Source organism: Streptomyces yangpuensis, assembly GCF_001005295.1.
Taxonomy (GTDB): domain Bacteria; phylum Actinomycetota; class Actinomycetes; order Streptomycetales; family Streptomycetaceae; genus Streptomyces; species Streptomyces yangpuensis.
The window spans coordinates 118820-135937 of the sequence record NZ_LBMK01000003.1 but is presented as its reverse complement, the minus strand read 5'-3'; the positions used below and the strand labels follow the sequence as shown (position 1 = coordinate 135937).

At 69.5% G+C, this 17118-nt stretch carries 20 protein-coding genes; 11 read left to right on the top strand and 9 right to left on the bottom strand.

Features of this window, described 5'->3' with window-relative positions; all coding sequences use genetic code 11:
- Genes AAT21_RS15885 through AAT21_RS15865 form a run of 5 tightly spaced genes read right to left on the bottom strand, consistent with a single transcriptional unit; the run spans position 1 to position 2789 of the window.
- Positions 1-1095, bottom strand: a complete 1095-nt coding sequence (locus AAT21_RS15885; RefSeq protein WP_046777558.1) for a DNA cytosine methyltransferase — start codon at positions 1093-1095, stop codon at positions 1-3.
- Entirely contained in the window at positions 1092-1931 is an 840-nt protein-coding gene (locus AAT21_RS15880) for a DUF2637 domain-containing protein (RefSeq protein WP_046777557.1), read from the bottom strand. Before AAT21_RS15880 ends, AAT21_RS15885 begins: the two co-directional genes overlap by 4 nt.
- Positions 1928-2200, bottom strand: coding sequence for a DUF6303 family protein (locus tag AAT21_RS15875; RefSeq protein ID WP_046777556.1), 273 nt, complete (start codon positions 2198-2200; stop codon positions 1928-1930). Before AAT21_RS15875 ends, AAT21_RS15880 begins: the two co-directional genes overlap by 4 nt.
- Positions 2197-2523 carry a DUF6303 family protein gene (locus AAT21_RS15870; protein ID WP_052757832.1) on the bottom strand — a complete coding sequence of 109 codons (327 nt, stop codon included), beginning with the start codon at positions 2521-2523 and terminating at the stop codon, positions 2197-2199. The genes AAT21_RS15875 and AAT21_RS15870 overlap by 4 nt, the downstream gene beginning before the upstream one ends.
- The gene (locus AAT21_RS15865; protein ID WP_046777555.1) at positions 2520-2789 is read right to left on the bottom strand and encodes a DUF6284 family protein; all 270 of its coding nucleotides are present in this window, start codon (positions 2787-2789) and stop codon (positions 2520-2522) included. Before AAT21_RS15865 ends, AAT21_RS15870 begins: the two co-directional genes overlap by 4 nt.
- A 477-nt stretch (positions 2790-3266) precedes the next feature.
- Between AAT21_RS15865 and AAT21_RS15860 the strand changes: the two genes are divergently transcribed.
- Entirely contained in the window at positions 3267-4040 is a 774-nt protein-coding gene (locus AAT21_RS15860) for a GntR family transcriptional regulator (RefSeq protein ID WP_046777554.1), read from the top strand.
- A complete protein-coding gene (locus tag AAT21_RS39020; RefSeq protein ID WP_079025735.1) occupies positions 4037-4606 on the top strand; it encodes a GNAT family N-acetyltransferase in 570 nt (189 codons plus the stop codon). Before AAT21_RS15860 ends, AAT21_RS39020 begins: the two co-directional genes overlap by 4 nt.
- A 63-nt stretch (positions 4607-4669) precedes the next feature.
- Here the strand turns inward: AAT21_RS39020 and AAT21_RS37580 are convergent, their stop codons facing one another.
- The 3 genes from AAT21_RS37580 to AAT21_RS15855 form a co-directional block, all read right to left on the bottom strand.
- A complete protein-coding gene (locus AAT21_RS37580) occupies positions 4670-5005 on the bottom strand; it encodes a hypothetical protein (protein WP_157879720.1) in 336 nt (111 codons plus the stop codon).
- A gap of 89 nt (positions 5006-5094) precedes the next feature.
- Positions 5095-5544: a hypothetical protein gene (locus tag AAT21_RS37575; RefSeq protein ID WP_157879719.1), complete on the bottom strand. Its 450-nt coding sequence runs from the start codon at positions 5542-5544 to the stop codon at positions 5095-5097.
- A 202-nt stretch (positions 5545-5746) separates the two neighbouring features.
- Complete coding sequence (locus AAT21_RS15855; RefSeq protein ID WP_079025734.1) at positions 5747-6484, bottom strand: TIGR04255 family protein; 738 nt, start codon at positions 6482-6484, stop codon at positions 5747-5749.
- Positions 6485-7006: 522 nt separating this feature from the next.
- Here AAT21_RS15855 and AAT21_RS15850 point away from each other — a divergent pair.
- Positions 7007-7372 carry a PH domain-containing protein gene (locus tag AAT21_RS15850; RefSeq protein WP_046777552.1) on the top strand — a complete coding sequence of 122 codons (366 nt, stop codon included), beginning with the start codon at positions 7007-7009 and terminating at the stop codon, positions 7370-7372.
- Positions 7373-7390: 18 nt separating this feature from the next.
- On the opposite strand, the gene AAT21_RS15845 is transcribed toward AAT21_RS15850, so the two are convergent.
- On the bottom strand, positions 7391-8302 hold the full coding sequence (locus AAT21_RS15845) for an SMP-30/gluconolactonase/LRE family protein (RefSeq protein ID WP_046777551.1): 912 nt from the start codon (positions 8300-8302) through the stop codon (positions 7391-7393).
- A 107-nt stretch (positions 8303-8409) separates the two neighbouring features.
- Between AAT21_RS15845 and AAT21_RS15840 the strand changes: the two genes are divergently transcribed.
- The 8 genes from AAT21_RS15840 (at position 8410) to AAT21_RS15805 (ending at position 17054) form a co-directional block, all read left to right on the top strand.
- Positions 8410-8844: an Lrp/AsnC family transcriptional regulator gene (locus AAT21_RS15840; RefSeq protein ID WP_030956979.1), complete on the top strand. Its 435-nt coding sequence runs from the start codon at positions 8410-8412 to the stop codon at positions 8842-8844.
- Positions 8841-9734: a DUF2797 domain-containing protein gene (locus tag AAT21_RS15835; RefSeq protein WP_046777550.1), complete on the top strand. Its 894-nt coding sequence runs from the start codon at positions 8841-8843 to the stop codon at positions 9732-9734. Before AAT21_RS15840 ends, AAT21_RS15835 begins: the two co-directional genes overlap by 4 nt.
- A 155-nt stretch (positions 9735-9889) precedes the next feature.
- Positions 9890-10228 (top strand): antibiotic biosynthesis monooxygenase family protein, encoded by a 339-nt coding sequence (locus AAT21_RS15830; protein WP_046777549.1) that lies wholly within the window; start codon positions 9890-9892, stop codon positions 10226-10228.
- On the top strand, positions 10182-11093 hold the full coding sequence (locus AAT21_RS15825) for an amidohydrolase family protein (protein ID WP_046777548.1): 912 nt from the start codon (positions 10182-10184) through the stop codon (positions 11091-11093). The genes AAT21_RS15830 and AAT21_RS15825 overlap by 47 nt, the downstream gene beginning before the upstream one ends.
- 70 nt (positions 11094-11163) lie before the next feature.
- Positions 11164-11931 (top strand): response regulator transcription factor, encoded by a 768-nt coding sequence (locus tag AAT21_RS15820; protein WP_046777547.1) that lies wholly within the window; start codon positions 11164-11166, stop codon positions 11929-11931.
- Positions 11931-13517, top strand: coding sequence for a sensor histidine kinase (locus tag AAT21_RS15815; protein WP_046777546.1), 1587 nt, complete (start codon positions 11931-11933; stop codon positions 13515-13517). Before AAT21_RS15820 ends, AAT21_RS15815 begins: the two co-directional genes overlap by 1 nt.
- A 25-nt stretch (positions 13518-13542) precedes the next feature.
- Complete coding sequence (locus tag AAT21_RS15810) at positions 13543-14874, top strand: bifunctional glycosyltransferase family 2/GtrA family protein (RefSeq protein ID WP_046777545.1); 1332 nt, start codon at positions 13543-13545, stop codon at positions 14872-14874.
- Positions 14871-17054, top strand: a complete 2184-nt coding sequence (locus AAT21_RS15805; protein ID WP_046777544.1) for a glycosyltransferase family 39 protein — start codon at positions 14871-14873, stop codon at positions 17052-17054. The genes AAT21_RS15810 and AAT21_RS15805 overlap by 4 nt, the downstream gene beginning before the upstream one ends.
- Positions 17055-17118 lie beyond the last annotated feature (64 nt).

Below are 17118 nucleotides of genomic sequence, written 5' to 3'. Positions count from 1 at the left end.
TCAGGCGGCCGCGGCCGCTTCGTCGGCGTTCATGAGGGTGTGTAGGGCGGCGGTGGCCTGCTGGGGGACGACGCCGTTGCCGAGTGCTTTGAGCTGGGCGGTCCGGGAGAGGCCGGGGACGTCGGTGACGTGGCCGGCGGGCAGACCCATCAGCCACTCGACAAAGGGCGGGCTCAGTCGTCCCAGAGAGTCAGTTGGCCGGGGAGCGGAGCGTCCGGCGACGCCTTCCCACCTGGCGATGGCGGGGGCGTAGGAGCCCCAATCCGGTGGGCCGCCGAGGGGAGCGTCAAGTCCCCCTTGCTGCCCCGCTGGTTCGGCCCGCCCTTGCTGCCGTCCGTCGCCCTCGGCGTCGGCAACAGCTTCGCGAACGACAGGTCCGACAGCGTGGGTGAACTGCTGCGCGGATTCCGGGCTGTCGCCTGCCGGGCGCCCTTGGAGTCGCCGACCACCGGTGTGGGCAGCAGCGAGACCACGTGCCGAAGGTTCATCCCGCCCTGTGCCGCGTGGCCGGTGCCGGCCGCCTCCGACGTCGAGGGGGTGGGCAGCAGTGAGGCGACGGCCGGCAGGCCGTCCGGGAAGCCCCGGCCCTTCGCGTCCCGAGCCCTGGGTGTCGGCAGGCCAGGCGAGGAGGAAGAGCCGGTTGCGCTGGTGGGCGGCACCGACGTCCGACGCGCGTACACAAGCCCACCGTGCATCGAACCCGAGGGCGGCAAGGTCGGCGAGGACGGTGTCGAATCCGAGGGAAAGGTGCCCTGCGACGTTCTCAAAGACCGCGTAGCGGGGTCGAAGAACGCCAAGGGCACGGGCGATGTGGGGCCAGATGTGCCGGTCATCGGCGACTCCCTTGCGCTTGCCGGCGGAACTGAACGGCTGGCACGGATACCCGCCGCAGACGATGTCGACGGGCTCGACCTGGTGCCAGTCGACGACGGTCAGGTCCCCCAGGTTCAGCACGGTGGGGAAGTGGTGGGCCAGGATCCGCGAGGCGCCCGGGTCGTTGTCAGCGACCCATACGGGAGAGCCGCCCAGGACGGTTTGGACGGCCATGTCCAGGCCGCCGTAGCCGGTGCACAGCGAACCGATCCGAAGGCTCATCCGGTCACCGCCGCGGCCGCGTCGCGTTCGCGCTCCGCCTTCAACGTCTCCCGTACGATCCGGGCCTTCGCCGGCGAGGTACGCAGTGCCTTGCGGATCCCCTCACCGGTCAGCTTGTCGACCGGCCAGGACTCCGTCAGGCTGCGTGCCTCCGCCAGCAGCTCGGCTTCCGTCCGGGTCGGTCGGGTCGATCGGGCGGCGGCGGGTACTCGACCGGTCGCCCGACGAGGATGCGTGACTTCGGCCGCCACGGCGAGCTGCGGTCGGGTCTCGATCGCCTCGATCGGTGCGGCGGGGGAAGAGTCCACTTCCTCCTGCGGCTCGGGCTGCTCGGCGGGGGGTTCGTCCTGCTCAGGGGTGGACCGATATACGGGGGTGTGGGTGGATTCTTGCTGGTCCGGTTCGATCGCCGGTCGGTGGTGGAGGACCTTGGCGACGAGGTCGGAGCCGAAGTAGATCGACCCGACCGGAAGCGACGTCGCCAGCAGCACGAGCGCCCAGTTCGCGGGATCCCAGTCGGCCAGTCGACCCCAGTCGACCGCCTCGCTGTGGAGGGCGGGAACCAATCCGTGGACGTAGTTCAGGACCAGCGAGGCGAGCGTGTACGCGGCGAGGACCCGCAGGGCGAACCTGCGGGCGTCGCCGGTCAGCACGAGGGCCGCGACGAGTGCCAAGGCCATCAGACCGTCGACCACGAAGGGATAGAGGTTCGCCGCCGCGTCGTCCGCACCGATCGTCTTGGCGACGTCCCGCAAGGCGTTCCAGGAGACCCGGAAGGCCATGCCGACCACAACCACCAGCGCGAGGACGAGAGCACACTTGGCGGTGCGGTTCACAGCGCCTCCCCGATAGGGCGGACCTCGAACGAGCCGCGGAACTCGACCGCGTTCGTGTCGTCGTTGTCCATCTCGATCCACTCCCAGGCTGCGCCGTCCACGGCCTCGTAGCCGAGGCCGGCCAGGGCGGCCGTGCGCTCGGCGAGCGTGGGGGTCGGCGCGGTGCGGCCGAAGCAGTGGAGGGGCCAGTCGTCGGAGTGACCCTCGATGACGATGTAGATCTCCCACTCACCGAAGTAGGAGTTCGCCAGACGGGCGCCGTACGTCATGCCACACCGCCTTCCAGCGGCCGGACCTTCACCGCAGCCAGCAGGAGCACCCGGGCCGGGTGCTGGTGGTAGTCCGGGCCGACGTGCTCCGTCCACTCCCACTCGGCGTCCTCGGCCGGGGTGAAGCCGAGCTCCGTCAGCGCATCGAGCCGCCGGCCGACCGTCGGGACCTCCGTGGACGTCGGCCACGTGTAGGTGGGCCACTCGCTGACCAGCCCGGTCTGGGCCACGTACAACTGCCAACACGGGCGGCCCGTCCGACCCGGGAACGTCGGGCCGCAGCAGCGCAGCGACATCTGCGCTCCGAAGATCTGCCTGCTCATGCCGCGTCCCCCGAGCCCGTCGAGCCGGCGGTGCGGTTGGCCAGGTCCCGCCGGGCCGCCAGGACCCGGTTGCGGGCCCGGCGGATCCGACGCTCGTCCACCTCGGTCGGGGTGCGGTCGATCGTCATGATCTGCGCGTCGAGCAGGTCGACGCGCGCCAGGATCAGCGGCATCTCCTGCTCGATTGCGTCCAGCTCCTGGTCCGACGGCTCCAAGCCGTCGGACCACGGGGTAACACGGTTCTGAAGTGCAGCGATGGACTTCATGGGTCTTGCTCCTTCGAGAGAGGAACGGGACCCGAACAGCAGCCCCCGGCGCTCCAACGCCGGGGGCTGCACTGCATTCGGGGGTGGAACCAATCCGGCTCCCCTCGACCCCGCCCGTGCGAGACGGGCAGGGGAGGCAACCGGCCGCGCCGAGAACGGCGCGGAGGGCTGAGCAGTGCGTGTGTCTCCTTCAGGTCTGGGACCTGGCGAAGGCGTATGGAGACATGACCTTTCGGTCTAAGCCCTCCGGTGAATGCCAAGGCGCCGGGCCGCCTCCCCCCGTCCGCTGCGGGGCTCCTGGTCTTGCAAGTCGTGCGTTAGGCGAGGCAGGGCGGGGCATACTTGACCCCTCTGCACCGCTTGCTCAACTTGTTGGTACAAGCTGATGCAGTGATGCTGCACCCACGGACAGTGAGTCGTCAAGGGAATGGGGCCCACATGTACCAACAAGTTGAGCGAGTGCGTCATGATGGGGCCATGAACAAGCAGCCGAAGTACCGTCAGGTGGCTGACGCCCTCCGTCGTGAGATCGACAATGGCGTCTACCCGCCGGGGTCTCGCCTGCCTTCCGAGAGCGAACTCTCGACTCGGTTCGAGGCGTCGAGGAACACGGTCCGCTCAGGCCTGAACGCGCTGGTCAGTGAGGGTTTGATCTTTTCCAGCCAAGGCCTGGGCTACGAGGTGCGCAAGCATGAGGTCTTTGAGCTGAATGCTTCCCGCTTCGAGAACCTGACGTTTCCGCAGAACGGCGACGCCTACAACACGGATGTCACCAACGCTGGGCGTCACCCGACGCAGACGTTTCGGGTCGAGGTGACGCCGGCAACGGACTACATTGCCGGGCGCCTCAAGGTCGATGTTGGCTCGACGACGGTTCTGCGGTTCTGCCACCGCTTCGTTGATGATGTGCCGTGGTCCACCCAGGCGACGTACTACCCCGACTGGCTTGTGAAGGAGGCGCCTCGCCTCGCCGAGCCGGGGGACATCGCGGAGGGCACGACTCGCTACCTGGCGGCCGCCGGGATTGCGCAGGTCGGCTACTTCGATGAGATTGCCACACGCATGCCGACCCCCGACGAGTCCCGACTCCTCGACGTGGGCGCCGGCGTGCCGGTGCTGCTTTGGACCCGAACGGGGTACGCGGGCGACAAGGTCATTCGCTGCACGATCACCACCTTCCGCGGAGACCTCAACCGCATGAGCTACGAGATCGGTGAACTTCCCGCACGAATCGAGGGCGCGCGCCCGTGATTATCGAGGCTGCTACTCCTGATGACCTTGCCACGTTGCTCGCCTTTCGCGTGGAGGCGGCAGCCTGGCTGAGTGAACTTGGCTCGGATCAATGGCGTCGCCCCTACCCTGCGGATCGGCTGCTGGCCACCATCGAGGCCGGGACGGTCTTCATGGTCCGTGCTGGGGACGTAACCGCGGCGACTATCACGCTGACGTCTGACGCTGAGGAAGGCTTGTGGTCAGCTGAAGAACTCGCCGAGCCCTCCGTGTTCGTGAACAAGCTGACCGTTGCGAGGACACATGCGGGACTCGACCTCGGCGGACGCCTGCTCGATTGGGCTGGCGACCGAGCGCACCGTTCCGGAGCCTCCTGGCTACGCCTCGATGCGTGGACCACTAACACAGAGCTACACCGCTACTACCTACGTCACGGCTTCGAGTACGTCCGCACTGTCAGAGAAGGTGGTGCGGTGAATGGCGGACCGCGTGTCTCTGGGTGGCTCGCCCAGCGTCCAGCGCGGCCCGCAGCCAGCCATGGCCTGTTGGACAGGACTGCGGATCCGAAGCCCATGTCGGCAACATGATGCTGTCCGTTTCATCGTGAGGTGAGAGCCACTTAGTCGGCATAAGTTCCGGGCTCTTTACCCCTACTCGGCCGGCCAGCACGCCTCGATCATCTTGAGCCGGATCCCGCGCTCGACTGGCTTGCTGACCTTTTCCTGCGGATAGCGAATTGACGCGTGTGCGGGGCCGACGTCGGAGTCTTCCGGATCCGGGCTGTCGACCACTCCGGCGCCAGCGCTGCGGACATCTGAGACGCGAATACCGAACACTCGATCGTCTTCTCGTCTTTTGAGATCCGCTACGGAAATTCCGTGCACCTTCATGGGTTCGTCGCGATAGACGGATATGCCGTCGGCATCGTTCTTGAAGGCTCCGGGAGCCGGAGACCCGGGGCCTCCGCTTTCGAGGTCGGGGACCATGAAATTAGGTTGATTGGGGATTCGTCGATACACGGCACTCTCGTGAGGGATTCCGGGATCATTCCAAACCCATGTAGGGGAAGGTTCGCTCACTGAAACAGGCACCGCCAGTTCGGATTGATCCGCGAAACGCGTGCAGACATGCGAGAGAGCTCGTTTCGGGCGATCCGGACCTTTCTGTACGCCTCTTGATTGAAGGGTACGAGGTCTTCGAGGACGCTGTTCCCTTCAGGGTCGTTCGCGTATAGGTATGCCTCGCCTGTCGAGTCGATTTCAATGGCGACCCTCTGTCTACCGGAACGCCATTCCGCAGTAACTCCACCTTCGTAGTCTGTGACCAGTGTAGGGAAAACAGAGTTACTGTCAGTGATGGCTCGGATGAGGCGCATGACGCGTTTGGCGGCCATAGGTGAGACCGGGGGTGCATCTTCCCCGTCCCAGCCGTCGGGCAGCGAGGTGAGATCCTTTAGTTGTCTTTCGGCGTAGGCCCACGGATCGGGTTGGTCTTCTGCGTTGCCCTGTTCGATGACTGCAGACATCGTCCGCAGGGTGGAGTCTTCCAGGCTTTGGATTTGCCCGGTCAGATTCCGTATGCGTGTCAGGAGCGACGACAGCTCGGCAGAGAAGGCTTCCGTGCTCCGCGCTGGAACTCGATGACGCTGGGTGGAGCCCGTGAGAAGGCCGCCGTGGTGAACAGAGTCTGCTGGAGGGGCGCTGACAGTTGAGAATCTAGGCGACGCCTTAAGAGTCTGCATCGAAAGCCTCACGCAGCTTGTCTTGAATGATGGATTCAAAAGCAGCTCGCTCTCGACTCCTAAGGTTGTCGAGAAAAAGAGGAACGTCGCTTTGGAGAATTTCCCCGTGGCGCGTCAGGTCGAAGTCCATGACAAATGCCGGGTTTCCGGCGACATCGCCGTCGCTAGCCCACGTGAATACAATCCTTTCCGGGGTGCCGCTATAGGCGACTTCCATCCGGTCAAAGAAGGAAGTGATCCCGCCGGGGAATCCGTTGGCTGGCAATCCTTGCGCGATCGTAAAGTAGTCAAGGAAATTGAACTGTGAATCGGGGATGACGATTCGGTTCACGTAGCGGAGGCCGATTGTGACGATCTGGGAGCCCGCTGCAACTTTGTTGTAAGCATCGAGGGCTTCGATGGCGCGATGCCGAAATGACTCCCACCCTTCGTACGGGGCCAGGGAGTGTACGCTGATATTTCTGGGTCCGATGCTTAGAACCCGAGGGCCATCGCGGAATGCGATTCGTGTACTGAAACCCGCCTCGGTGTCCGGGCCGACGGTTCCCTGAAGCATGGTGCGCTCTTCGGGCTCGTCCGGGTAGCGGTCTTGAACCTGCTCGAAGACCCTCCCCGGAATGGTCGGGTTCCATGGGGAATCCGGAGCGAACGTGAAGCTGCAGATAGCTTCCACGATCGGTGGGTTTCTGTAAGTGCGTCGTGGGGGTACAGCCTCGCCGCCCATGCTGCCTCCGGGTGGATCGTGTAGGTGCAACTACTCAGAGTAGTTTTGCTAGCGACTCAAGGTTAAGGCTAGGGGCTGATGTTGAGCCTGTCAGCGGGTTCGGACGATGCTCCTCTGGGGTGGGTTGACATCAACCGCTGACATCAACATCCAGAGACGGCGGCGGACAGAGGCGGACATCCGGCAGCTCCGTAAGCGGGGTGATGCCCGTGCAGGACGCCCTGCAACCATGAGGGCACCCGCCTACGGATCAGAAGGTTGCAGGTTCGAATCCTGCCGAGTGCACAGCAGGGCAGAGGCCCCGGACGAAAGTCCGGGGCCTCTGTCGTATGCCCGTCTTCGGTATGCCCGTCCTCCTCATGTCCCGGACGGGCCGGGCGGGATGCGGGATCTCCTCCTCGATGGGGAGGGGGTCCCCCGGAAGATGTCAGGGGCGGGATGGCTCTGGCGGGGGACGTCGACCACCCGGTGGCGTCGGTACGGTTCTTGAAGATCGTCCGAAGCTGGAGAACGGGGGCAATCATGGGACTGTTCGGGAATGCGCACACCGTCGACCCCGTGTCGGCGCAGCGGGACTACGCGCGGCTGCTGGGGCAGGGGGAGCAGGTGCACGCCGCCTTCCTGCTGATCCGGGACACGATCCTGTTCACCGACCGGCGCCTGGTGCTCGTCGACAAGCAGGGGCTCACGGGCAAGAAGGTGGAGTACCACTCCGTCCCGTACCGCAGCATCACGCACTTCTCCGTGGAGACCGCCGGCCACTTCGATCTCGACGCCGAGCTGAAGATCTGGATATCCGGCAGCCCGGCGCCGATCGAGAAGGCCTTCACCAAGGGCGTCGACATCTACGAGGTGCAGGCGGTCCTGACGCAGTTCGTCGCCCGGTAGCCGGCTGTCCGGCCAGCCTCAGAGGACCCGGGGGAGGCCGGTCACCGACATCACCAGGGAGTAGAGGGAGGTGGTGGCGGTGATGAAGAGGCGGTTGTTCTTGGGGCCGCCGAAGGCGATGTTCGAGACGGGTTCGGGGACGCGCAGGCGGCCGATCAGGGTGCCGTCGGTGGCATAGCAGTGGACGCCGTTCTCCATCGCGGCCGCCCACAGCCGGCCCTCGTCGTCGAAGCGGATGTTGTCGACGCCGGGGCAGGTGGTGAAGACGCGGTCGCCGGTGAGGGTGCCGTCGTCGGCGACCTTGAAGGCGCGGATGTGGCCCGCCCTGGTGTCCGCCGCGTACAGCTCGCTCTCGTCGGGGGAGAAGGCGAGGCCGTTGGGGCCGAGGAAGCCGTCGGCCGCCAGGCGCACTTCGCCGGTCGAGGGATCGGCCCGGTAGAGGTTGCAGGCGCCGATCTCGCCGGGCGCGCGATGGCCCTCGTAGTCGCTGGTGATGCCGAAGTCCGGGTCGGAGAACCAGATGGAGCCGTCCGAGCGGACCACCGCGTCGTTGGGGCTGTTGAGCCGCTTGCCGTCGAAGCGGTCGGCGATCACGGTGATGCTGCCGTCGGGCTCGGTGCGGGTCACGCGCCGGTTGCCTTGTTCGCAGGAGATCAGGCGGCCCTCGCGGTCGAGGGTGTTGCCGTTGGAGTGGCCGGCGGGCGACCGGAAGACGGAGACCGCTCCGGTCGCCTCGTCCCAGCGCAGCATCCGGTCGTTGGGGATGTCGCTCCACACCAGTTGCCGCCAGGCCGGCAGGTACAGCGGGCCTTCGGCCCAGCGGCAGTCGTCGTAGAGACGCTCCAGCCGGGCGTCGCCGTTGGCGCAGCGGCCCGTCTTGAAGCGCTCGTCCAGAATCTCGTACAAAGTGAGGTCGGCTATGGCAGACATGATTCCCCCTGAGGAAGTTTTGCCGAACTATGTTCGGTCTGATGGTGAGATTGCAGGATCATGTACCGTCTTCGCAAGGGTTGTCAGGCCCATGAGAGGAAGATTGCGTGGACGACATCGACCGGGCGCTCGTCCTGCGCCTGCAGCAGGACGCCGGGCAGTCCTACGCGGCTCTCGGTACGGCTGTCGGCCTTTCGGCCGGGGCCACCCACGAGCGCGTACGCAAACTGCGCGAGCGCGGGGTGATCCGGCGGACCACCGTCGACGTCGATCCGGCCGCGGTCGGTAGCGGGGTCCTGGCCTATGTGATGGTCGACTCCAACGCGTGGATGGGCGAGTCCGGAGACGACTTCGCCGCGATCCCCGAGATCCAGGAGGCGCACATCATCGCGGGCAGCGCGTCCGTACTGGTGAAGGTCCGCACGGCCTCGACCGAGCAGCTGCAGGACGTCCTGCGCCGTCTCTACGCCATCGACGGGGTCAGCGGTACGCACGCGACCGTCGTCCTGGAGACCTTCTTCGAGCGGCCGCTCCCGCTGTGACCTGGTGGTGCACCGGGATCCGGTGGAAGGACTCCGCACCCGCCATCGGGTGGTACGGCCAGGAGCGCGGCGAGCGCGCGAGCGCCCTGGTGTACGGGCAGCGGCTGGCCTTCGTCGCACGCGGGGAGCGGTGCTGCCTGGGCGTGCGGCGGGCCGGGAAGCGGACGCCCTGTCCGGCCTCCGCCACCGTGCCCGGCCGTGGCGGGAGCGCCCAGTGCCCGGAGTGCGCGCGCCTCGACCGGTCGTTCTCCGTGGCCGCCGACACCAACGCCGCCGATCCGCGGACGTACCGGGTCTATCTGGCATGGTTCGGGCCCGGCATGGTCAAGGTGGGCATCACCGCCGAGGAGCGCCGATCCGCCCGGCTGCTGGAGCAGGGGGCGATGTCGTGGACCTGGCTGGGGCGCGGGCCGCTGATGGCCGCCCGGCGCACCGAGGAGCTTTTGCGGGCGGCGCTCGGGGTGCCCGACCGGATCGGGTACGCCCGCAAGCGCGCCGTACGGGCACACCTGCCGGGCGCGCCGGAGCGGGCGCGGGAGGTCACCGAGCTGCACGGCCGGGCGGCGGCGCTGGCCGGGTGGCCGGAGTCGCTGGAGCGGCTGGGGTGCGAAGTCACCGACCACGCCGCGGTGTTCGGCACCGACGGCTGGGAGGGGTTCCCGGACCCGGACCGGGTGATCGCGGAGATGGCGGCGGACGGGGCCGTCGTGGGACGGCTGGTCGGCGCCGCCGGGCCCGACCTGCACTTCGAGGACGGGCTCGTGGTCGACACCCGGCTGCTGGCCGGATGGGAGCTCGCCGTGCCGGGTGAGGGGGCGGTGACCTCGGTGCCGGTGGCGCGGATCCCGTCCGCGGCCGCTCCTCGGGCCGGGCAGGACGGGCTGTTCTGACGTCTCGGGGAGGATCGCGAAGGATCATGACGGTCCGTGAGAGCCGCCGGCACCTACGGGCTCCATGGACGCCATGGTCAAGAATTGGATCCCTTTGGCCTTCCGGGGCTGATTCGGGTGGACATGCCGGGGGCGCTCCGCTGAGGGTGGTGGGCATGACCATTCAGCCGGTGGCGGCCTTCGAACCGCCCTATGTCATGGCCGTCTTCAGCAACGTCCGCACCGCGGACGACACCGGATTCGACGAACTCAACGACCGGATGGAGGAGATCGTCGAGGCGATCCCCGGTTACCTCGGCTACGAGTCCGCGCGCACCCCCGACGGTCTGGGCATCACCGTCGCCTACTTCCGGGACCACGAGGCCCTCACGGTGTGGCGCGAGAACCTGCAGCACCAGGCGGCCATGAAGCGGGGGCGCGCCGACTGGTACGAGAGCTACACCCTGCATGTCGCCACCGTCGAGCGGAGCCACGGCTTTGTCCGCAACGGCTGATGCGGTCCGCGCCTTCACGGAGCGGCTCGGACTGCCCGGACTGGTCGACGTCCACACGCACTTCATGCCCCGGCGGGTCTTGGACAAGGTGTGGGACTACTTCGACACGATCGGGCCGCTGACCGGCGTCGAGTGGCCCATCACCTACCGCCACGAGGAGGAGCAGCGGGTCGCGCTCCTGCGGGAGTTCGGGGTCCGGGCGTTCACCTCCATGCTCTACCCGCACAAACCGGAGATGGCCGCCTGGCTCAACGCCTGGTCCGCCGATTTCGCGGCCCGCACCCCCGACTGCCTGCACACCGCGACCTTCTTCCCGGAGGAGGGCGTGGACGGCTACGTCCGCCAGGCCGTCGCCTCGGGCGCCCGGGTCTTCAAGGCCCACCTCCAGGTCGGCGGCTACGACCCGAACGACGACCGCCTCGACCCCGTCTGGGGGCTGCTGGCCGAGGCCGGGATCCCCACGGTGATCCACTGCGGCTCCGGTCCCGTCCCCGGCAAGCACACCGGGCCCGGCCCGGTCGCCCGCCTGCTGGCCCGCCATCCGCGGCTGCCGCTGATCATCGCCCACATGGGCATGCCCGAGTACGCGGACTTCCTCGACCTCGCCGACCGCCACCCGACGGTGCGCCTCGACACGACCATGGCCTTCACCGACTTCTCCGAGCGGTTCAGCGGCTTCCCGCCCGCAGACCTGGGACGGCTCGGGGACCTCGGCGACCGGATCCTGTTCGGCACCGACTTCCCGAACATCCCCTACCCGTACGAGCACCAGCTCGCCGCCCTCGAACGGCTGGGCCTGGGCGACGACTGGCTGCGGGCGGTCTGCCACGACAACGGCGCCCGGCTCTTCCGCCTCGACCGCTGACCCGTCGTTTCTCAGGAAATTCACAGGTTGGGGCAAGAACGCTCTCAGAGGCGCCGGGGAACGTGTGCGTATGACTGCGACGACCACCTCCCATGCGTCCACGTCCACCGGTAACCACACGGCCCTGGTGCGGCCCGACGGCGGGCCCTGCCGGGTGCTCGTCGTCGACGACGAGGCCTCGCTCTCCGAGCTGCTGTCCATGGCCCTGCGCTACGAAGGCTGCGAGGTCCGCAGCGCCGGCGACGGGGCCGGGGCGCTGCGGGCCGCCCGCGGCTTCCGCCCGGACGTGGTGGTCCTCGACGTCATGCTCCCCGATATGGACGGCCTCACCGTCCTCGGGCAGCTGCGCCGGGAGATCCCCCAGGTCCCCGTTCTGTTCCTGACCGCCAAGGACTCCGTCGAGGACCGGATCGCGGGCCTCACCGCGGGCGGCGACGACTACGTCACCAAGCCCTTCAGCCTGGAGGAGGTCGTGGCCCGGCTGCGTGGCCTGGTGCGGCGTTCGGGCGCGGCACAGGCCGCCCGCGGCGGCTCGGTCCTGACCGTCGGCGATCTGTGCCTCGATGAGGACAGCCACGAGGTGGTGCGCGCCGGCCAGGACGTCCACCTGACCGCCACCGAGTTCGAGCTGTTGCGCTATCTCATGCGCAACCCGCGGCGCGTGCTGAGCAAGGCGCAGATCCTGGACCGGGTCTGGTCCTACGACTTCGGCGGCCAGGCCAATGTGGTCGAGCTCTACATCTCCTACCTGCGCCGCAAGCTGGAGAGCGGCCTCGGGCTGCCGTCGATGATCCACACCCGGCGCGGCGCCGGCTATCTGATCAAGCCGGCCGAGTAGTGGCACGGCGCGGGCGCCGGCGACCGGGCGGCCGCCGGCCCTGGTCGCTGCGGACCCGGCTCGTCGTCTCGGCGGTGGCCCTGATCGGCGTGGTGGGAGCGGCCATCGGCACCGTCACCACCCTTGCGCTGCGCTCGTACCTCGTCACCCAGCTCGACGAGCAGCTGGCCACCTCCATGAGGATGGCGGCCCGGATGCCGGGCGGGAAGGCGGCCCGGGAGAGCGGCGCGGGCTTCGTCGTGGCCCCCGGCAGCCCCGTGGACGCCACCGGGATCCGGCTGGACCACACCGGAGCGGTCCTCGGGAGCGCCCGCAACACCCGCCACGAGGGGTGGTCGCCCGACCAGATTCCGCCGTCCCTCACCGAAGCCCAGAGTGCGGCCCTCGCCCGGGCCGCCGAGAAGGCCGCGCAGGGCTCGCCCGGCCCGGCGGTGGGTGCGGAGCTTCCGGACCTCGGTGCCTACCGGGTGCACGTCTCCCCCGACCGGACCCTCGTGCTCGCCTTCCCGCTCCGGGAGGTCGACTCCACGGTCCGTACCCTCGTCGGGGTCGAGCTCTGCGTCACCCTGGCCGGACTGATCGCCGCTTCGCTCGCCGGGCAGGCCCTGGTCGGCGTCGCCCTGCGTCCGCTGAGCCGGGTCGCCGCCACCGCCACCCGCGTCTCCGAACTCCCCCTGCACCAGGGCGAGCCCGCCCTCCACGAACGGGTCCCGGACGCCGAAGCCGATCCCCGCACCGAGGTGGGCCAGGTCGGCGCCGCCCTCAACCGGATGCTCGGCCATGTCTCCTCCGCCCTCACCGCACGCCAGCAGAGCGAGATGCGGGTACGGCAGTTCGTCGCCGACGCCAGCCATGAACTGCGTACGCCGCTGGCCTCCATCCGCGGCTACGCCGAACTCACCCGCCGGGGCCGCGAGGAGCCCGGCCCCGACACCCGGCACGCCCTGGGCCGGATCGAGTCCGAGGCCACCCGGATGACCGGCCTGGTCGAGGACCTGCTCCTGCTCGCCCGGCTCGACGCCGGCCACCCGCTGTCCATCGGCGACGGCGACAGTGACGGTGACGGTGACGGCGGTACCGGCACAGGCACGGGCACCGGAACCGGAACCGACCTCGCCCCCCTCGTCATCGACACCGTCAGCGACGCCCGGGCCGCCGGGCCCGAGCACCACTGGCGCCTGAACCTGCCCGAGGAGCCCGTGCCCGTACGCGCCGACGCGGCCCGCATCCAGCAGGTACTGGTCAACCTGCTCGCCAACGCCCGTACGCACACACCGCCCGGCACCACCGTCACCGCCCATGTTTCACGTGAAACATCCACCGTCCGGCTGCGCATCGAGGACGACGGCCCGGGCATCGCGCCCGAGCTGCTCCCCCGGGTCTTCGAGCGTTTCGCCCGTGGTGACGCCTCCCGCTCCCGGGCCGCCGGTTCGACCGGCCTCGGGCTGGCCATCGTCCAGGCCGTGGTCACGGCCCACGGCGGGAGCGTCGCCGTGCGGAGCCGGCCGGGGCGGACCTGCTTCGAGGTCGTACTGCCGCTCGCGGCGAACTCACAGACGGGCCACAGGCTCAGCACAATGAGGTGACAGGCGGCCCCACGAGGGTCGGAGCATGCCAACCGACACCTCTCCCGGGGCCCTTCCGGCACGGACGCCCCTCGCACCCGTGCCCGGCGAGCCCGTCCTCGACGTGGTGATCCCGGTCTTCAACGAGGAGAAGGACCTCGGGCCGTGCGTGCGCAGGCTGCACGACCACCTGACACGGACCTTCCCCTACCCCTTCCGGATCACGGTCGCCGACAACGCGAGCACCGACCGCACCCCCGAGGTCGCGGCCGGGCTCGCCGCGGCACTGGACTGCGTACGCAGCACCCGGCTGGCGGAGAAGGGCCGGGGCAGGGCCCTGCGTACGGTGTGGTCCGGTTCCGACGCCCCCGTCCTCGCCTACATGGACGTGGACCTCTCCACCGATCTGAACGCACTGCTGCCGCTGGTCGCCCCCCTGATCTCCGGTCACTCCGACCTCGCCATCGGCACCCGCCTGGCCCGCTCCTCACGGGTCGTGCGGGGAGCCAAGCGGGAGTTCGTCTCCCGCGCCTACAACCTCCTGCTGCGGTCCTCGCTCGCCGCCCGGTTCAGCGATGCGCAGTGCGGCTTCAAAGCCATCCGGGGCGAGGTCGCCGAGCGGCTGCTGCCACTGGTGGAGGACACGGGCTGGTTCTTCGACACGGAGCTGCTCGTACTCGCCGAGCGGGCCGGGCTGCGGATCCACGAAGTGCCCGTCGACTGGGTCGACGACCCCGACTCCACCGTGCACATCGTCAGGACCGCCACCGAGGACCTCAAGGGCGTCTGGCGCGTGGGCCGGGCGCTGGCCGTGGGTGCGCTCCCCCTCGACCGGCTCGCCCGCCCCTTCGGCGACGACCCCCGTGACCGCACCGCGGTGCCCGGAGTGGACGGCGGACTCGCCCGCCAGCTCATCGGCTTCTGCACCGTCGGAGTTTTCTCCACCCTGCTCTACCTGGTGCTGTACTCCGCCTTCCGGGCCGGGGCCGGGCCCCAGCTCGCCAACGGCGCTGCCCTGCTGCTCTCCGCCGTGGCCAACACCGCGGCCAACCGCAGGCTCACCTTCGGCGTCCGCGGCAGGGAGCGGGCCGTACGCCACCAGGCCCAGGGTCTGGTGGTCTTCGGTATCGGCCTGGCTCTCACCAGCGGCTCCCTCGCCGCCCTCGCGGCGGCCACGCCCCATCCCGCGCACGGAACCGAGCTGGCCGTGCTGATCACCGCGAACCTCGCGGCCACCGTGCTGCGTTTCCTGCTCCTGCGCGCCTGGGTTTTCCCCGAGCGGCGCGGCGCCGATCCCCGCAGCCCCCGCACAGCCACGGCCACGGCCGCGGCAGCACCCCTGTCCGCGTCCACTTCCCCGTCCAAGGAGGGCCGATGACCACGGCAGCACTCCCGATCCTCCCGGCCGCCGTGGCCGGCGCCCGTAGCGCCCGGCCCCGCTGGGAGCGGCCCGCCCTTGCCGGGCTGCTGATCGCCACCGCGGCCCTGCTCCTGTGGGACCTGGGCTCCTCCGGCTACGCGAACTCCTTCTACTCGGCCGCCGTCCAGGCCGGCAGCGAGAGCTGGAAGGCCTTCTTCTTCGGCTCCTCCGACGCGGGCAACTCCATCACCGTCGACAAACCCCCGGCCGCCCTGTGGCCGATGATGCTCTCGGTCCGGCTCTTCGGACTGGGCTCCTGGCAGATCCTGGTCCCGCAGGCCCTGATGGGAGTGGCGACCACCGGTGTGCTGTACGCCGCCGTACGCCGCCAGTTCGGGCCGGGAGCCGCGCTGCTGAGCGGGGCCGCCTTCGCGCTGACGCCCGTCGCCGCGCTGATGTTCCGCTTCAACAACCCCGACGCACTGCTGACCCTGCTGCTCACCGTCACCGTGTACTGCCTGCTGCGAGCTCTCGAAGGGGCCCACAGCCGCTGGCTGGTGTGGGCGGGCGTCGCGGTCGGGTTCGCCTTCCTGACCAAGACTCTCCAGGCCTTTGTCATCCTGCCGCCGCTCGCCGTGCTGTACGCCGTCTGCGCGCCCACCGGGCTGCGCCGGAGGCTCGGCCAGCTGCTGCTCGCGGGCGGGGCCATGGTGGTGGCGGGCGGCTGGTGGGTCGCCGTGGTCGAATGGTGGCCCGCCTCCTCCCGCCCGTACATCGGCGGCTCGCAGAACAACTCCTTCCTGGAGCTGACCCTCGGCTACAACGGCCTCGGCCGGATCAACGGCAATGAGACCGGCAGCGTCGGCGGCGGAGCGGGTGGCCCCGGTGGCGCCGGCGGGGGCGGACGCTGGGGCGAGAGCGGCATCGACCGGCTGTTCTCGGGCAACATCGGCGGGCAGATCTCGTGGCTGCTGCCGGCGGCCCTGGTGCTGCTCGTGGCCGGACTGGTGATCACCTGGCGGGCCCGCCGCACCACGGACTCGGTGGACGGCATGGCACGCGCGGCCTTCCTGGCCTGGGGCGGCTCCCTGCTGATCACCGCGGTGGTATTCAGCTACATGCAGGGCATCTTCCACGAGTACTACACCGTGGCCCTGGCGCCCTTCGTGGCCGCGCTGATCGGCATGGGCGTCGCCGTGCTGTGGGAGGAGCGGGGCAGCGCGGTGGCCGTGGTCACCCTCTCCGGCACGCTCGCGCTGACGGCCGTCTGGTCGTACGTCCTGCTCGGCCGCGCCACCGGCTACCTGCCGTGGCTGCGCTGGGTGGTGCTGGTGGGCGGGCTGCTCGCCGCGGTGGCGCTGCCGTTCGCGGGGCGGGCCGGCCGGCGGATGGTGCGGGCCACCGCGGGTCTCGGGGTGGTGGCGGCCCTGGCCGGGCCGTTCGCGTACTGCATGACCACCGTGAGCACGGGGCACACCGGCTCCATCGTGACCGCCGGACCGGCGGTGGCAGGCAGCCGGGGTGGCCCCGGCGGGATGATGGGCGGCCCGGGCGGGTTCGGCGGGATGCCGCAGGGCGGCCGGGACGGCGGGCGGCAGCCCGGTGGCGCGCTGCCGCAGGGCGCCGTACCGCCGGGCCAGGGCCAGGGCGGCCAGCGAGCACAGGGCCAGGGCGGTATGCCCGGAGCGGACGGCCGCGGAGCCGAGCGCCCGGGAGGCTTCCCCGGCGGCATGACCGGGGGCATGACCGGCGGAGGCCCGGGCGGAGGCGGCGGCGCCGGTGGCCTGCTCAACGGCGCCCGTGTCAGCAGCGAGGCCAAGGCGGCGCTCACGGCCGGAGCCGACTCCTACACCTGGGCGGCGGCGGCCATCGGCTCGCAGAACGCGGCCAGTTACCAGCTGGCCTCCGGCGTCCCCGTCATGCCGGTCGGCGGCTTCAACGGCAGTGACCCCTCGCCGACCCTGGAGCAGTTCAAGGAGTACGTGCGGGACGGGAAGATCCACTGGTTCATCGGCCAGGGCGGCAACACCACCGAAGCCGCCGGCGCCGGCGAGGACGGCGGACGTCGGGGCGGCGGTGGTCCCGCGGGCCCCGGTGGTGGCACCAGCACGGAGATCGAGAACTGGGTCAAGGCCACGTTCAAGGAGTCCACGGTCGGCGGAGCCGCCTTCTACGACCTGACGGCCCCGACGTCCTGATCCCTGATCCCTGATCCCCCGTCGTTCGGCGGGCGGACACCCCGAGGGGGTCTCCCGCCGATCA